The following is a 17,808-nucleotide window of genomic DNA, read 5'->3' as shown; positions in this document are numbered from 1 at the left end:
CCCGGACGAGGGGGCGGCGCCAGTGAGCAACATTCCTGAGACGGGCCGGACCTCCCGCGTCACCGTCCGCCTGGTCGCCATCCAGATCCTGGTGTTCTCGCTGCTGCTCACGCTCGGCGGCCGGCTCTGGTACCTCCAGATCCGCAACGGCGACGAGTACGCCGCCGAGGCCAGCGGCAACCACGTCCAGCAGGTCGTCGACCCCGCCGTGCGCGGCTCGATCCTCGACGCCCGCGGTGTGCCGCTCGCCGACAACGAGACCCGCCTGGTCGTCTCCGCCAGCCGTACCGCGCTGATGAAGATGGACGACGAGGGCAAGGCCGTGCTGACGCGTCTGGCGCACGTGCTGGGCATGTCGTACACGGACGTGAAGAACAAGGTCCGGCTGTGCGACGCCAAGACGCCGCAGCCGTGCTGGAACGGCTCGCCGTTCCAGCCCATCCCGATCACGGACGAGGCCACCACGCAGCAGGCCCTGAAGATCCGTGAGAGCAGCGAGGACTTCCCCGGCATCTCCGCCGAGCCGACCGCGGTGCGCCGCTACCCGGCCCCGGCCAAGGGCAAGACCTCCCAGGTGCTCGGCTACCTCTCGCCGGTCACCGACGAGGAGATCCAGAAGGCCGAGCACACGAACTCGCCGTTCCTGCGCTCGGACATGGTCGGCCGCTCGGGCCTGGAGCGTACGTACGACAGTGCGCTGCGCGGCAAGGCCGGCGTCACCCGGTACCAGGTCGACAACCTCGGCCGTGTCATGGGCAAGGCCAAGAGCGATCCGGCGCGGCCCGGGGACAACGTCGTCACCTCGATAGACGCCCGTGTGCAGGCCGTCGCGGAGAAGGAGCTCCACCAGGCGATGGTGGAGGCCCGCAAGCAGCACGACCGGAACACCGGTACGAACTACAAGGCGGACGCCGGTGCCGTGGTCGTCATGGAGAACAAGACCGGCCGGGTCGTCTCGATGGCCTCGCAGCCGGACTACGACCCGAACTCCTGGGTCGGCGGCATCTCCGCGAAGGACTACGCGAAGCTGACCGGGAAGAAGTCCAACTATCCGCTGCTGAACCGCGCGATCCAGGGCCAGGCGGCGCCCGGCTCGATCTTCAAGGTCATCTCGTCCTCGGCAGCGGTCAACGCCGGCTACCCGTTCAACGGCCGGTACAACTGCGCCAGCTCGTACAACGTGGGCGGGCAGGTCTTCAAGAACTTCGAGTCCGAGAGCCACGGCTCGATCACCCTGGGCCGGGCGCTGGAGGTCTCCTGCGACACGGTCTTCTACGACCTGGCGTACAAGCAGTGGGTCAAGGACGGCGGCAACAAGCCCAAGAAGGCCACCGCCGACTGGTTCTACAAGACCGCGCACCAGTTCGGTCTCGGCAAGGAGACCGGCATCGACCTGCCCAACGAGGTCAAGGGCCGGGTGCCGGACCGCCAGTGGAAGAAGGACTTCTGGAAGGCCAACAAGGACCAGTGGTGCAAGAACGGCAAGAAGGGCGGCAGCTACACCGAGCGCATCGCCTATGAGAGCTGTCTCGAAGGCATGAAGATGCGCGCCGGTGACTCGGTCAACTACTCCATCGGGCAGGGCGACACCCTCGTGACGCCGATCCAGATGGCGACGATCTACGCGGCCATCGCCAACGGCGGCACGCTGCACGACCCGACGATCGGCAAGGCGATCATCAGCGCCGACGGCAAGAAGGTCCGGGACATCGCGCCGAAGGCGCACGGGAAGCTGCCGGACACGCCGAAGACGCTGAAGCAGATCGACAAGGCGCTGGCCGGTGTGGCCACCCGCGGTACCGCCGCCTGGCGGTTCCAGAACTGGCCGCAGAAGCAGATCCCGATGCACGCCAAGACCGGTACCGCCGAGGTCTACGGCAAGCAGACGACGTCGTGGTTCGCCACGTACACCAAGGACTTCACGATCGTCATGACGATCTCCCAGGGTGGTACCGGCTCCGGCGCCTCGGGTCCGGCCGTGCGCAAGATCTACGACGCGCTGTACGGCGTGGACGCCAAGGGCGACATCCACAAGGACAAGGCGCTGCTGTCCGGGCCGCAGGCGGACCTGCCGCGGATCGACCGGGACGGCAACATCGAGTCCGGGAAGCTGACCAAGCCGATCGTCAACGAGAAGAAGCCGGAAGAGGCGGTCCAGTGACCAGCAGCAGCTACGCCATCCGGCGCTACGCCCCCGACCGCGGTGTCTGGAGCAAGCTCACCGCCCGGGACTCCGTGATCTGGCGGCTGGACTGGATACTGCTCTTCTCCTGCCTGGCCCTCTCGCTCATCGGCGCGGTGCTGGTCTTCTCGGCCACCCGCAACCGCATCGAACTGAACCACGGCGACCAGTACTCGTACGTCCTGAAGCACCTGCTCAACACCGGTATCGGCGTGGCGCTCGCGGCCGGCACGGTGTGGCTCGGCCACCGCACCCTGCGGGGCGCCGTACCGATCCTGTACGGCCTCTCGCTGCTGCTGTCGGCGCTGGTGCTGACCCCGCTCGGCGCGACCATCAACGGTTCGCGGTCCTGGCTGGCCATCCCCGGCGGGCTCTCCCTGCAGCCCGCCGAGTTCGCGAAGATCACCATCACGCTGGGCATGGCGATGGTCCTCGCGGCCAAGGTCGACGCGGGCGACCGGGAACATCCGGGGCACCGCACCGTGCTGCAGGCGCTCGGCATCGCCCTGCTGCCGATCGTGGTCATCATGCTGATGCCGGACCTCGGCTCGGTCATGGTGCTCGGCACGATCGTGCTCGCCGTGCTGCTGGCCTCCGGCTCGTCCAACCGCTGGGTCATCGGGCTGGTCACGCTGGGCGTCGTGGGCTGTCTGGCCGTCTGGCAGCTGCACCTGCTGGACGACTATCAGATCGCGCGGTTCGCGGCCTTCGCCAACCCGAGCCTGGACCCGGCCGGCGTCGGCTACAACACCAATCAGGCCCGGATCGCCATCGGCTCCGGCGGCCTCTTCGGCGCGGGGCTGTTCCAGGGCTCCCAGACCACCGGCCAGTTCGTGCCCGAGCAGCAGACGGACTTCATCTTCACGGTCGCCGGTGAGGAGCTGGGCTTCCTCGGCGCCGGGCTGATCATCTTCCTGCTGGGTGTGGTGCTCTGGCGCGCCTGCCGGATCGCGCGGGAGTCCTCCGAGCTGTACTCCACGATCGTCGCGGCCGGTGTCATCGCCTGGTTCGCCTTCCAGGCCTTCGAGAACATCGGGATGACGCTGGGGATCATGCCGGTCACCGGTCTGCCGCTGCCCTTCGTGTCCTACGGCGGTACGTCGATGTTCGCGGTGTGGATCGCCATAGGACTACTGCAGTCGATCAAGGTGCAGCGGCCCGTCTCCGCCTGACCTCCCGTCAGCACGGCCCGTGGTCCGGTTCCCCTCACGGGGGCCGGACCACAGACGTTCCGGGGCGTCTACCCAGTTCCCGCCGACACGGACTGTGACAGGTCTTACGTGGCGGGGACGCCGTCCGGGCGGCATGCTGTCGCGGAACAGCTTCAGCGAGACGACAGTCCGCATCCCGAGACAGAGTTCCGTATCCGCACGCAGGCGCCCGCATGCCGCCCCGTCAGGAGAAGTCAGCTCCCATGTTCTCGAAGGTCCTGGTCGCCAACCGTGGCGAAATCGCTATCCGCGCCTTCCGCGCCGCCTATGAACTGGGCGCGCAGACCGTCGCGGTCTTTCCCTACGAGGATCGCAATTCCGGCCACCGTCTCAAGGCGGACGAGGCCTATCAGATCGGCGAGGCCGGTCATCCGGTACGCGCCTACCTCTCGGTCGACGAGATCGTCCGCGCCGCGCGGCAGGCCGGCGCAGACGCCGTCTACCCCGGCTACGGGTTCCTCTCCGAGAACCCCGACCTGGCCGCCGCCTGCGCGGAGCAGGGCATCACCTTCGTCGGCCCCTCCACCGAGGTACTGGAGCTGACCGGCAACAAGGCGCGCGCCATCGCCGCCGCCAAGGCCGCCGGGCTGCCCGTCCTCGCCTCCTCCGCACCGTCCTCGGACGTCGAGGAGCTGATGGCGGCGGCCGAGACCATGGAGTTCCCGGTCTTCGTGAAGGCCGTGGCCGGCGGCGGCGGGCGCGGCATGCGCCGGGTCGCCGAGCGCGGCCAGCTGCGCGAGGCCGTCGAGGCGGCGGCGCGCGAGGCCGAGTCGGCCTTCGGCGACCCGACCGTCTTCCTGGAGCAGGCCGTCGTCGACCCGCGCCACATCGAGGTGCAGATCCTCGCCGACACCCACGGCAACGTGATCCACCTGTACGAGCGGGACTGCAGTGTGCAGCGCCGCCACCAGAAGGTCATCGAGCTGGCCCCGGCCCCGAACCTCGACCCCGAGCTGCGCGAACGCATCTGCGCCGACGCGGTCGCCTTCGCGAAGCAGATCGGCTACACCTGCGCCGGTACGGTCGAATTCCTCGTCGACGCGCGCGGCAACCACGTCTTCATCGAGATGAACCCCCGCATCCAGGTCGAGCACACCGTCACCGAAGAAGTGACGGACGTCGACCTCGTGCAGTCGCAGATGCGCATCGCCGCCGGTGAATCGCTGGCCGACCTCGGGCTCAGCCAGGACAAGATCGTGCTGCGCGGCTCGGCGCTGCAGTGCCGCATCACCACCGAGGACCCCGCCAACGGCTTCCGCCCCGACACCGGCCGGATCACCGCCTACCGCTCCCCGGGCGGCGCGGGCGTCCGCCTGGACGGCGGCACCAACCTGGGCGCCGAGGTCGGCGCGCACTTCGACTCGATGCTGGTCAAGCTCTCCTGCCGGGGCCGGGACTTCGCGACCGCGGTGGGCCGGGCACGGCGCGCCGTCACCGAGTTCCGCATCCGCGGCGTCGCCACCAACATCCCGTTCCTCCAGGCGGTGCTGGACACCCCGGCCTTCCGCGAGGGCAGGGTCACCACCTCCTTCATCGAGCAGCACCCCGAACTGCTCACCCAGCGCGGCTCCGCCGACCGCGGCACCCGCATCCTCGAATACCTCGCCGACGTCACGGTCAACAAGCCGCACGGCGAACGGCCCCTGAGCATCGCGCCGCACGAGAAGCTGCCCGCGATCGACACCTCGGGGCCGATCCCCGACGGCTCCCGGCAGCGGCTGCTGCGGCTCGGCCCCGAGGGCTTCGCCGCCGACCTGCGCGCCCGGCCCGCGCTCGGCGTCACCGACACCACCTTCCGCGACGCCCACCAGTCCCTGCTGGCCACCCGCGTCCGTACGAAGGACCTGCTGGAGGTCGCCGGTCACGTCGCCCGCACCACCCCCGAACTGCTGTCCCTCGAAGCATGGGGCGGCGCGACGTACGACGTGGCGCTGCGCTTCCTGTACGAGGACCCGTGGGAGCGGCTGGCGGCGCTGCGCGAGGCGGTGCCCAACATCTGTCTGCAGATGCTGCTGCGCGGCCGCAACACCGTCGGCTACACGCCCTACCCCGAGCAGGTCACCCGCTCCTTCGTGCAGGAGGCCGCGGACACCGGCATCGACATCTTCCGGATCTTCGACGCGCTCAACAACGTCGACCAGATGCGCCCGGCCATCGACGCGGTACGCGAGACCGGCACGGCGATCGCCGAGGTCGCCCTGAGCTACACCGGTGACCTCGCCGACCCCGGCGAGAAGCTCTACACGCTCGACTACTACCTCCGCCTCGCCGAGCAGATCGTCGACGCCGGCGCGCACGTCCTCGCCATCAAGGACATGGCCGGCCTGCTCCGCGCGCCCGCCGCCAAGAAGCTGGTCACCGCCCTCCGCGAGAACTTCGACCTGCCCGTCCACATCCACACCCACGACACCCCGGGCGGCCAGCTCGCCACGTACCTCGCCGGCTGGGAGGCGGGCGCGGACGCGGTGGACGGCGCCTCCGCCGCGCTGGCCGGCACCACCAGCCAGCCCGCGCTGTCCGCGATCGTGGCCGCCGCCGCGCACACCGACCGGGACACCGGCATCGACCTCGGCGCGGTCTGCGCCCTGGAGCCGTACTGGGAGGCCGTACGCAAGGTCTACGCGCCCTTCGAGGCGGGCCTGCCGGCCCCCACCGGACGCGTGTACGAGCACGAGATCCCCGGCGGGCAGCTCTCCAACCTCCGTCAGCAGGCCATCGCGCTCGGCCTCGGCGACCGCTTCGAGGAGATCGAGAAGGCGTACGCGGGCGCCGACCGGCTCCTCGGCCGCCTGGTCAAGGTCACCCCCAGCTCCAAGGTCGTCGGTGACCTCGCACTGTCACTGGTGGGCGCGGGGGTGTCGACGGACGAGTTCGCCACCGACCCCGCCCGCTTCGACATCCCCGGCTCCGTCATCGGCTTCCTCCGCGGCGAGCTGGGCGAACCGGCCGGCGGCTGGCCCGAGCCGCTCCGCAGCCGCGCCCTCGAAGGCCGCGTCGAGGCCCCCGGCATCACCGAGCTGTCCGCCACCGAGAGCAAGCGGCTCTCCGGCACCTCCGCCGAACGCCAGGAAGTCCTCAACGAGCTGCTCTTCCCCGGCCCGGCCAAGGACTTCACCACCCACCGCGACCGCTACGGCGACACCTCCCCGCTCTCCAGCGACCTGTTCTTCTACGGGCTGCACCACGGCGAGGAGAACGTCGTACGGCTCGCCCCCGGCGTCCAGCTGCTCATCGGCCTGGAGGCCATCTCCGAGCCCGACGAGCGCGGCATGCGCACCGTGATGTGCATCCTCAACGGCCAGCTGCGGCCCATCCAGGTCCGCGACCGCGCCGTGGCCAGCGAGGTGCCCGCCGCCGAGAAGGCCGACCGCAACAACCCCGGCCACCTGCCGGCGCCGTTCGCCGGCGTCGTCACCCTCGCCGTCGAGGAGGGCCAGCAGGTCGAGGCGGGCGCCACCGTCGGCAGCATCGAGGCCATGAAGATGGAGGCGGCGATCACCGCGCCCACCGGTGGCACGGTCAGCCGCATCGCCATCTCCCCGATCGCCCAGGTCGAGGGCGGCGACCTGCTCATCGTCGTGGAGTAGCCACGGCACGCCGCCACCACGGCACCGCCTTGCGGGCCCGGACCCCGGTCCGGGCCCGCAAGACTGCGCGGAGGGGTACACATGGGGACAACCGGACCCTACGTTCTACCCATGGCGGACACCGTGCGGGAGACCGAGCGCAAGTACGAGGCCGACGGCGGGGGCGCACTCGCCGCCGGCCTCCCGGAACTGACCGGCGTGGGCCCGGTCGCGTCCGTTGTCGAACGGGACGCGGTCCACCTCGACGCCACCTACTACGACACCGCCGAGCGACGGCTGGCCCGCGACGGCATCACCCTGCGCCGCCGCACCGGCGGCGACGACGCGGGCTGGCACCTGAAGCTCCCCGTCGCCGACCATGTACGCGACGAGATCCGCGCCCCGCTCGCCGAGGGGATACCGCGCGCCCTGCGCGGACTGGTGCGCTCCCGGGTGCGCGACGCCGAGCTGCTGCCCGTCGTGCGGATCGAGACCCGGCGCGAGCTGCGGCACCTCATGGACGAGGGCGGCACGAAGATCGCCGAGCTCGCCGTCGACGAGGTCCGCGCGACCAGGCCGTCGGGCCCCGGCCGGGCGGCCTCGTGGACGGAGATCGAGGTCGAACTGGCGCCCGGCGGCGACCCGGCGGTCCTGGACGCCGTGGACGCCGGCCTGCGGCGTGCCGGCCTCCGCCCCTCCGCCGCGGCCTCCAAGGCGGCCCGCGCCTGGACCGAGACGGCCCCCGAGGACGAGGCGGAGCCCTCCGCGGACAAGCCCGAGGGCAAGCCCGGGAACAAGCCCGGGAACAAGCCCGCGGACAAGCCCGGGAAGAAGAAGCCTGCGGACAAGCCCGGGGACAAGAAGAAGCCGGCGTCCGGCGCCACGGGCGGGAAGGCCGCGCCGCCCGCCCAGCCCACTGCCCTGGAGGCCGTCCTGGCCTACGTCACCGAGCAGGTCCGCGCGATCGTCGAGCTGGACCCCGCCGTCCGGCGCGACCAGCCCGACTCCGTGCACCGCATGCGCGTGGCGACCCGGCGCCTGCGCAGCGCCTTCCGCTCGTACGCCAAGGTGCTGGACCGGGCCGTGACCGATCCGGTCGGCGCCGAGCTGAAGTGGCTCGCGGGGGAGCTGGGCATCGACCGCGACCGCGAGGTGCTGACCGCGCGCCTCCACGAAGGGCTCAGCGGCCTGCCCAGGACGCTGCAGCTCGGCCCCGTACGGGCCCGGCTGAAGATCTGGTCCCACGCGCGCCGCCAAGGCTCCCGCAAGCATCTGATCGCCGTACTGGACGGCCCGCGCTACCTGGCGCTGCTCGCCACCCTGGACGCCCTGCTCGCCGACCCGCCCACGGCGGCCTGGGCCGACCGCCCCGCCGCCAAGGTGCTCCCCAAGGTCGTCGAGCGGGACTTCCGGCGGCTCGCGGGCCGTATCGGCGCGGCCCTGGCCACTCCGCAGGGCGCCGAGCGGGACGCCGCGCTGCACGCCGCGCGCAAGGCCGCCAAGCGCACGCGCTACGCGGCGGAGGCGGCCAAACCCGAGCTGGGGAAGCCCGCGAAGAAGTTCGCCAAGAAGATGACCGCGGTGCAGGACCTGCTCGGCGATCACCAGGACAGCGTGGTGGCCCGCGGAGCCCTGCGCGACCTGGGCATCCAGGCCCATGGCGCGGGGGAGAGCAGCTTCACGTTCGGTCTTCTGTACGGCCGCGAGGAGTCGCGCGCCGCGGACCGGGAGCGGGAGCTCCCCGCCCTGTGGGCCAAGGCCGCGAACCCGAAACACCGCAGGCCACTGCACCGGAAGTGAGGCCGTGCCCGCGGGGCGCGGGGGCCCGCCGCCCCCGGCGCTCCGGGGGCCCGCGCCGCCATGATCGTGAGGTGCGCGTCGAGGTCCGCCTCCGGAGCGCGTTAGGCTTGAGGGTCACCCTTGCCAGCTCACACAGTGTCGACCCGAGAGAGTACGCCGCGATGCCTGTCGAGACGGTCTTCCCACGCCTGGAAGCGCTTCTCCCGCATGTCCAGAAGCCCATCCAGTACGTCGGTGGAGAGCTGAACTCCACCGTCAAGGACTGGGACGAGTGCGACGTGCGCTGGTCGCTGATGTACCCCGACGCGTACGAGGTCGGGCTGCCCAACCAGGGCGTCATGATCCTTTACGAGGTCCTCAACGAGCGCGAGGGCGTGCTCGCGGAGCGCACGTACAGCGTGTGGCCGGACCTCGAAGAGCTGATGCGCAAGCACGACGTGCCGCAGTTCACGGTGGACGCGCACCGCCCCGTCGGCGCCTTCGACGTGCTCGGCGTCTCCTTCTCCACCGAGCTGGGCTACACCAACCTGCTCACCGCGCTGGACCTGGCCGGCATCCCCATGTATGCCAAGGACCGGACCGAGGACCACCCGCTGATCCTCGCGGGCGGCCACGCCGCCTTCAACCCCGAGCCGATCGCGGACTTCCTGGACTGCGCGGTGGTCGGCGACGGCGAGCAGGCCGTCCTGGAGATCACCGAGATCATCCGTGCCTGGAAGGCCGAGGACCGCCCGGGCGGCCGTGACGAGCTGCTCTTCCGCCTCGCGAAGACCGGCAGCGTCTACGTCCCCAAGTTCTACGACGTGGAGTACCTCGCCGACGGCCGCATCAGCCGCGTCGTGCCGAACCGCTCCGGTGTCCCGTGGCGCGTGTCCAAGCACACCGTCATGGACCTCGACGAGTGGCCCTACCCCAAGCAGCCGCTCGTCCCCCTTGCCGAGACCGTCCACGAACGGATGTCGGTCGAGATCTTCCGTGGCTGCACCCGCGGCTGCCGTTTCTGCCAGGCCGGCATGATCACGCGCCCCGTACGGGAGCGAAGCATCACCGGCATCGGCGACATGGTGGACAAGGGCCTGAAGGCCACGGGATTCGAGGAGGTCGGCCTGCTGTCGCTGTCCTCCGCGGACCACACCGAGATCGGCGACGTCGCGAAGGGCCTCGCCGACCGGTACGAGGAGGACAAGATCGGCTTGTCCCTCCCCTCCACCCGGGTCGACGCCTTCAACATCGACCTGGCCAACGAGCTGACCCGTAACGGCCGTCGCTCGGGTCTGACGTTCGCGCCCGAGGGCGGCAGCGAGCGCATCCGCAAGGTCATCAACAAGATGGTCTCGGAGGAGGACCTGATCCGTACGGTCTCCACGGCGTACGGCAACGGCTGGCGGCAGGTGAAGCTGTACTTCATGTGCGGCCTGCCCACCGAGACCGACGAGGACGTGCTGCAGATCGGCGACATGGCGGTCAACGTCATCGCCGAGGGCCGCAAGGTCTCCGGCCAGAACGACATCCGCTGCACGGTCTCCATCGGCGGTTTCGTCCCCAAGCCGCACACCCCGTTCCAGTGGGCCCCGCAGCTCTCGGCGGAGGAGACCGACGCCCGCCTGGAGAAGCTCCGCGACAAGATCCGCGGCGACAAGAAGTACGGCCGCTCCATCGGCTTCCGCTACCACGACGGCAAGCCCGGCATCGTCGAGGGCCTGCTCTCCCGCGGCGACCGCCGCGTCGGCGCGGTCATCCGGGCCGTGTACGAGAACGGCGGCCGCTTCGACGGCTGGCGCGAGCACTTCTCGTACGACGCCTGGATGCAGGCCGCGGAGAAGACCCTCCCGGCCTACGGCGTCGACGTCGCCTGGTACACCACCCGCGAGCGCACCTACGAAGAGGTCCTCCCCTGGGACCACCTGGACTCCGGCCTCGACAAGGACTGGCTCTGGGAGGACTGGCAGGACGCCCTCGACGAAACCGAGGTAGAGGACTGCCGCTGGACCCCTTGCTTCGACTGCGGGGTGTGTCCTGCACTCGATACCGAGATTCAGATCGGCCCCACGGGCAAGAAGCTGCTCCCGCTGTCCGTCGTGAAGTGACCTGAGCGGCACCCCCATCGGCCCGGCCACCGTAAACCGGTGGCCGGGCCGATGCATGCCCCGCACACTGGTGCGATGGCTGAGTTGATCGCGCCCACTCTTCGTGTCCAGGTGTCGTTTCTGGAGGCGATGAAGGAGTTGCGGGCCGAGGGGCGGGGCGATGACGATGACGGGTCCGCGGTCGGGCGGGAGATTCGGCAGTTCTCGGGGGAGTGGGAGGACCCGGGGGCCTTTTCCCGGTACACGGACTGGCTGCGGTCCATGACCAGCCCGGAGGTCGCCCGCCCGCTGGGCTACGTGCCGTGCACCAACCTCTGGTACGTCGAGGGCGACACCTACCTCGGCCGCCTCGGTCTGCGGCACGAGCTGAACGACTACCTGCGGGAGCTCGGCGGCCACATCGGCTACGACGTGCGTCCGACGGCCCGCCGCCGTGGCCATGCCACCGCGATGCTGCGCGCGGCACTGCCGCTGGCGCACGCGCTCGGGATCGCGTCCGCGCTGGTCACGTGTGACACCACCAACACCGCGTCACGTAAGGTCATCGAGGCCTGCGGCGGGATCTTCGAGGACGAGCGCGGCGGAAGGCTGCGGTACTGGGTGCCGACGCGGGCGTAGTACGTGATCGGCGGAACGCAGTAGTACCGGGGGAAGCAGCGCATGGCGTTCGAGAAGCTCGACAAGCATGCCCACGGCCGGCAGCACACGGCACGGGAGTGGGAACCGGAAGGCGGGGGTTGCTGCCTCGCCCAGTTGATCAAGATTCCGGTGCTGATCGTCGTCGTTCCGCTGCGGCTGCTGTGGGACGCGCTGTGCTGGATCGGGCGGCATGTGCTGGCGCCGGTCGGGCGCTGGGTGTACCGCTGGATACTCGCCCCCGTGGGGCGTGCGGTCGCCTGGCTGATCAACCACCTGCTCGTGGTGCCGCTGGTCTTCCTGGTCAGGTATCTGCTGGTGATTCCCGCGGTGTGGCTCTACCGGTGGGTGCTCACGCCGATCGGGCACGCGCTGACCTGGCTCGGGTACTACCTGTTCGTGGTCCCCGTCCGCTGGTTCCACAGGTGGGTTCTCACCCCGGTCGGGCACGCGCTGGCCTGGCTGGCGCACCATCTGCTGGTCGTCCCCGCCAAGGCGCTGTGGGAGTACCTGCTGTGGCCCGTGCTGCTGGCGGTCGGCGCGGCGGTCGCGTGGGCCTGGCGGATCGCCGGGTACGTTTCCCGGGCCGTCGGCCGGGGCATCGCCGCCCTGTGGCGGTGGCTGGTCGTCGCGCCGCTGCGCTGGGTGTACCGCTGGATCCTCACCCCGGTGGGGCATGCGATCCGCGCGGTCTTCTGGCCGCCGGTACGGGCCGCGCTGTCCGCGGCGCGCACTGCCGCCCGGGAGGTGCGGCAGGCGCTCTTCGGGTGACGGGGCACACCCCGGCGGGAACCGGCGGCCCGGCAGACACGTACTCTAGGTAGCAGTACGACCGCACTCACGAAGGACTGACGACACTGGGCAAGCGACAGCCCGAAGGCCCGCCGCCCGCACCGGCGGTGCAGCGCATCCGACTGCGCTACACCAAGCGCGGCCGCCTCCGGTTCACCAGCCACCGTGACTTCCAGCGCGCTTTCGAGCGGGCGCTGCGCCGTGCCGAGGTGCCCATGGCGTATTCGGCGGGCTTCACCCCGCACCCCAAGGTGTCGTACGCGAACGCCGCGCCGACGGGTACCGGCAGCGAGGCCGAGTATCTGGAGATCGCGGTCACCGAGCGGCGGGACCCGGCGGTGCTGCGCGCGCTGCTGGACGAGTCCCTGCCGGACGGTCTCGACGTGATCGACGCGGTCGAGGCGCACACCTCCGGCCTCGCCGACCGGCTCCAGGCCTCGGTGTGGGAGCTGCGTCTGGACGGCGTGTCCGTCGCGGACGCCGAGCGCGCCGTCGAGGCGTTCCTCGCGGCCGGTGAAGTGCCGGTCGAGCGGCAGACGAAGAAGGGCATCCGTACCTTCGACACACGTGCGGCGGTCGCGGATCTTCGTGCCGCGGCGTGCGAGGCCGATAGGCCGGGCGCTGATGCCTGTGCGATACTGCGGCTGGTTGTTCGGCATCTGACACCTGCCGTACGACCCGACGACGTCCTGTCCGGCCTCCGAGCTACGGCCGACCTGGCGCCGCCGGTCCCCGCAGCGGTGACCAGGCTGGCGCAGGGGCTGCTCGATGAGGAGACCGGCGCAGTGACCGACCCGCTCGCGCCCGACCGCGACGCAGCAGCCACGGCCGCCCCACCCACGGCCGCCGGGCTGACCGCCGCGACGCAGGCACCGCCTGCCGGCGGTGGAGCGGCGGACGGCGCAGCGTAGGACCGCCGTCGTTGCGTCGCCGATCAACCAGGGAGCCACCCCGGTCCGGCGAACGAACTGACCAGGAGACTTTCGCCGGTCCCGGACACAAGGGCCCGGCGAGCGAGACTAAAGCTCCCGTGTGGCGCCCGCGCCCCGGACCGCGGCACCGCGCTTTACACGCGGGCCGCGGCCGGAACCGGTCGCGGCGCCCGGGAGCGTGACGGGAGAACCGCCCGCATGCTCGAACCCATTGAGCCCAAGGAATCCACGGAGTCCGGGAACAGCCGCTCCGAGAACAGCACACCGAGCGACACCCTGCCGCCGCGCCGCCGGCGCCGCGCCGCCTCGCGTCCCGCGGGCCCGCCGGTCGCCGAAACCGCCGGTGCCGAGACGCCCGCCGCACAGCCGGCCGAGGCCCCGCAGGAGGCCGCCACCACCGTCGTGACCGGTGACGAGGCCGCGCCCACGCGCCCCCGCCGCCGTGCCACCCGCCGTACTTCCGCGCCGGCCGGCGCGCCGGCCGCGACCGCCGCCGAGGCAGCGGAGTCGCCGGCCGAGGACGCCGCCGCGCTCGCCGCCTCCGCCGAGAGCCTCCCGCAGGCCGCTGCCGCCGAGGCCCCCGCCGTCGTGACCGGTGAGGAGGCGGCCCCCGCGCGTCCGCGCCGCCGCGCCACCCGCCGGGCCTCCGCCCCCGCCGGTGCACCGCAGGCCGACGAGACCGCCGCGCCGGTGGCCGCGCAGGCCGTCGCCGTCGACCCCGAGCCGGTTGTCGTGGGCGCCGACGACGAGGCGCAGGCCGAGTCCGCCGCCGCTGCCGAGACCGCGACCGCCGAGATCGCTGCCGCGCGGCACGCCACCGCCGCCGCCGAGTCGGGCCCCTCCCGTTCGCGCCGCCGCGTGACCCGCAAGGTCAGCGCGCCGGCCGGCAGCCCGGCCGCCGCCGAGGAGCCGCAGGCCGCCGAGCCCGTGCAGGCGGCGCAGGAGACCGAGGCCGAGCAGCCCGCCGAGGCCGCAGCCGAGGAGCCGCGCCCCGCCCGTACCCGCCGCCGGGCCACCCGCCGGGCGTCCGCGCCCGCCGGTGCGCCGCAGGCCGCCGAGGCCGCTCCGGCCCCGGCCGTGGCCGAGGAGCCGGTCGCAGCGGAGGACGAGGACGAGGAGCAGGCCGCTGCCGCCGAGGCCGCCGCCGAGGAGGCGCGCGCCGAGGCCGAGCCGCAGCCCGCCAAGCCCGCGCGTACCCGCCGCCGTGCCACCCGTACGGTGACCTCCCCCCAGGGCGCGCCCGCCGAGCAGGCCGCCACCGCCACCCAGGCGCCCGTCGCCGAGCACGTCGAGGAGCAGCCGGTGGCCGCCGCGGCGAACGCGCTCGCCGCCGAGCAGGCCCCGCCGGCCCCGGACGCCGCGGCCCCGCGCCGCCGCACCCGCCGTCGTGCCGAGAGCCCGCAGACCGCGCCGGAGGCCGCTGCCGAGCAGCCCGCCACCGAGCAGCCCGCCGCCGAGCAGGCGGAGGACGCGGCCGGTGAGGCGCCGCGCCGGCGTTCGCGCCGCCGTGCCGAGCGCCCGGCCGCCCCCGCTTTCGCGCAGCCCGCGCAGGACAAGGCCGCTGCCGGCCAGGACCGTGCCGCCGACGAGGGCGCGGCCGAGGAGGCCCCCGCCCCCGCCCGCGGTCGTCGCCGCGCGGCCCAGGCGCCGAGCGCCGTCTTCCAGGCCCCGGTCTTCACCGAGCCGATGTTCCAGACCCCGGAGACGGCCGCCGCCGCTGCCGCGGCCGCCGTCGCGGAGGAGCCCGAGGAGGAGGCCGCCGACGAGCGTCCGGCGCGCCGCCGCCGTCGCCGTGGCGGCGCGGCCGACGCCGAGCAGCAGCAGGCCGCCCCCGCGCCCGCCGCGGAGGAGACCGCCGAGGCCGAGGCCGAGGAGGAGCCCGAGGGCGAGGCCGCGCAGGGCGACGACGAGCAGGGCGACCGGCCCTCGCGCCGCCGCCGTCGCGGTGGCCGCCGCCGTCGCCGCGGTGACGCCGCGGACGCCGAGGGTGCGGAGGAGTCCGGCGAGTCCGCCGAGGACGCGTCCGAGGGCGCCGAGGAGCAGCCTGCCGAGGAGTCCGCCGAGGACGGCGAGCCGGAGGCGGCCAAGGAGGGCGCCGAGGAGCAGTCGGGCGGCGGTTCCAGCAGCAGCCGCCGTCGTCGCCGGCGCCGCCGTCGCAGCGGTGACGGTGCCGAGTCCGCCGCGAACGGCGACGACCCGGAGCGTACGGTCGTGAAGGTCCGCGAGCCGCGCAAGAAGGAAGAGCGCGAGCCCGGTACGGGCTTCGACGAGGTCCAGTCCATCAAGGGCTCGACCCGTATGGAGGCCAAGAAGCAGCGCCGCCGCGAGGGCCGTGAGCAGGGCCGTCGCCGGGTGCCGATCATCACCGAGGCGGAGTTCCTGGCGCGCCGCGAGGCCGTCAACCGCGAGATGATCGTCCGCCAGAACGGCGACCGGACCCAGATCGGCGTCCTCGAGGACGACGTGCTCGTCGAGCACTACGTCAACAAGGAGCAGTCGACCTCGTACGTCGGCAACGTGTACCTGGGCAAGGTGCAGAACGTCCTGCCGTCGATGGAGGCCGCCTTCGTCGACATCGGCAAGGGCCGCAACGCCGTCCTGTACGCCGGTGAGGTGAACTTCGAGGCGCTCGGCATGGGCCACGGCCCGCGCCGCATCGAGACCGCGCTGAAGTCCGGCCAGTCCGTGCTCGTGCAGGTCACCAAGGACCCGATCGGCCACAAGGGCGCCCGGCTGACCAGCCAGGTCTCCCTCCCCGGCCGGTACCTGGTCTACGTGCCCGAGGGCTCGATGACCGGTATCAGCCGCAAGCTCCCCGACACCGAGCGGTCGCGCCTGAAGCAGATCCTCAAGAAGATCGTCCCCGAGGACGCGGGCGTCATCGTCCGTACGGCCGCGGAGGGCGCCAGCGAGGACGAGCTGCGCCGCGACGTGGAGCGCCTCCAGGCGCAGTGGGAGGAGATCCAGAAGAAGGCGAAGAGCGGCAACGCTCCGACCCTGCTGTACGGCGAGCCGGACATGACCGTCCGCGTCGTGCGCGACATCTTCAACGAGGACTTCTCCAAGGTGATCGTCAGCGGTGACGAGGCCTGGGAGACCATCTCCGGCTACGTCTCGCACGTCGCCCCGGACCTCTCCGACCGGCTCCAGAAGTGGACCTCGGACGTCGACGTCTTCGCGACGTACCGGATCGACGAGCAACTGATGAAGGCGCTGGACCGCAAGGTGTGGCTGCCGTCCGGCGGCTCGCTGGTGATCGACAAGACCGAAGCCATGGTCGTGATCGACGTCAACACCGGCAAGTTCACCGGCCAGGGCGGCAACCTGGAAGAGACGGTCACCAGAAACAACCTGGAGGCGGCCGAGGAGATCGTCCGCCAGCTGCGGCTGCGGGACCTCGGCGGCATCGTCGTCATCGACTTCATCGACATGGTGCTGGAGTCCAACCGGGACCTGGTGCTGCGGCGGATGCTGGAGTGCCTGGGCCGGGACCGTACGAAGCACCAGGTCGCCGAGGTCACCTCGCTGGGCCTGGTCCAGATGACCCGTAAGCGGGTCGGCCAGGGTCTGCTGGAGTCCTTCTCCGAGCCCTGCGTGCACTGCAACGGCCGCGGCGTCATCGTCCACATGGACCAGGCGACCGGCTCCGGCGGTGGCGGCAAGCGCAAGAAGAAGGGCAAGGGCGGCAACGGCGACAAGCACGCCGACCACCAGCACGACCACCAGCAGGAGAAGGCCGCCGAGCCGGCCGCTCCGGCGGAGGTGCTGGAGCCCGCGCCCGTCACGGAGGCGGAGCTGACCCCCGCGGTCGCCGAGTCCGACGAGTGGTTCTCCAGCCCGGCCGAGGCCGAGGCCGCCGCCGACCGCGGCCGTGGCCGTGGCCGTCGCCGGGCGAGCCGGAAGGCGTCCGCGCCGGCGGGCTCCCCGAAGGCCGCCGACGACAGTGCCGCGATCGTGGTCCCTGCCGAGCAGCCGGCCGCCGAGGCCGCTCCGGAGGCCGCCGAGCAGGCGGTGTCCGGTACGCAGGAGGCTCCCGCGGCGCCGGCGCAGGCCGAGGCGCCGGTGGCCGAGCCGGAGCCGCAGCCCGAGCCGGAGCCGCAGCCCGCGGCCCGTCCGGCCCGTGCCCGCCGCCGGGTGACCCGCGCGGTGTCGGCTCCGGCCGGTGCCGAGGCGGCCCCCGAGGCCGTCGCCGCGGCGGCCGCGGAGGCACCGCAGGAGGCCCCGGCCGAGGCGGCGCCCGCCGTCGAGCCGGAGCCCGAGGTCCAGGAGGCGGCCACCGAGGAGGCGGCCCCCGCCAAGAAGACCGCGGCCAAGAAGAGCACCGCCAAGAAGACGGCGGCCAAGAAGGCGACGACCAAGAAGGCCGCCGCGAAGAAGGCCCCCGCCAAGAAGACGGCTGCGAAGAAGGCCACGGAGAAGACCGCGGAGGCCGAGGAGAAGGCCGCCGAGAAGCCCGCCAAGAAGACGGCGGCCAAGAAGACCACCGCGAAGAAGGCCACGGCCAAGAAGACGACGGCCAAGAAGGCCGCCGCCAAGAAGACCGCGGCCGCCGAGCAGCCCGCGCCCTCGTCGGTGTCGGCTTCCGCGGAGGACTGAGCAGTA

General features: G+C 72.2%; 9 protein-coding genes. All 9 read left to right on the top strand.

Annotation, left to right across the window (positions count from 1 at the left end; translation table 11 throughout):
• Positions 1-22: 22 nt before the first annotated feature.
• Positions 23-2,161, top strand: a complete 2,139-nt coding sequence (gene mrdA / locus ABZ840_RS12660) for a penicillin-binding protein 2 (RefSeq protein ID WP_361557641.1) — start codon at positions 23-25, stop codon at positions 2,159-2,161.
• On the top strand, positions 2,158-3,354 hold the full coding sequence (rodA, locus tag ABZ840_RS12655; RefSeq protein ID WP_361557639.1) for a rod shape-determining protein RodA: 1,197 nt from the start codon (positions 2,158-2,160) through the stop codon (positions 3,352-3,354). The genes mrdA and rodA overlap by 4 nt, the downstream gene beginning before the upstream one ends.
• Before the next feature lie 242 nt (positions 3,355-3,596).
• Positions 3,597-6,980 (top strand): pyruvate carboxylase, encoded by a 3,384-nt coding sequence (locus ABZ840_RS12650; RefSeq protein ID WP_361557636.1) that lies wholly within the window; start codon positions 3,597-3,599, stop codon positions 6,978-6,980.
• Between the two features lie 111 nt (positions 6,981-7,091).
• On the top strand, positions 7,092-8,759 hold the full coding sequence (locus tag ABZ840_RS12645; protein ID WP_361557633.1) for a CHAD domain-containing protein: 1,668 nt from the start codon (positions 7,092-7,094) through the stop codon (positions 8,757-8,759).
• A 161-nt stretch (positions 8,760-8,920) separates the two neighbouring features.
• A complete protein-coding gene (locus ABZ840_RS12640) occupies positions 8,921-10,846 on the top strand; it encodes a TIGR03960 family B12-binding radical SAM protein (protein WP_361557630.1) in 1,926 nt (641 codons plus the stop codon).
• 75 nt (positions 10,847-10,921) lie between these two features.
• Positions 10,922-11,464: a GNAT family N-acetyltransferase gene (locus ABZ840_RS12635; RefSeq protein ID WP_361557627.1), complete on the top strand. Its 543-nt coding sequence runs from the start codon at positions 10,922-10,924 to the stop codon at positions 11,462-11,464.
• Between the two features lie 42 nt (positions 11,465-11,506).
• Positions 11,507-12,253 carry a hypothetical protein gene (locus tag ABZ840_RS12630; RefSeq protein WP_361557624.1) on the top strand — a complete coding sequence of 249 codons (747 nt, stop codon included), beginning with the start codon at positions 11,507-11,509 and terminating at the stop codon, positions 12,251-12,253.
• A gap of 128 nt (positions 12,254-12,381) precedes the next feature.
• Complete coding sequence (locus tag ABZ840_RS12625; protein ID WP_361557621.1) at positions 12,382-13,185, top strand: TIGR03936 family radical SAM-associated protein; 804 nt, start codon at positions 12,382-12,384, stop codon at positions 13,183-13,185.
• A gap of 219 nt (positions 13,186-13,404) precedes the next feature.
• Positions 13,405-17,802 (top strand): Rne/Rng family ribonuclease, encoded by a 4,398-nt coding sequence (locus tag ABZ840_RS12620; RefSeq protein WP_361557618.1) that lies wholly within the window; start codon positions 13,405-13,407, stop codon positions 17,800-17,802.
• Positions 17,803-17,808 lie beyond the last annotated feature (6 nt).

The organism is Streptomyces sp. NPDC047117, assembly GCF_040643545.1.
GTDB lineage: Bacteria > Actinomycetota > Actinomycetes > Streptomycetales > Streptomycetaceae > Streptomyces.
Note: the sequence above shows the minus strand (reverse complement) of the source record. Positions and strands in the feature narration are given on the sequence as shown.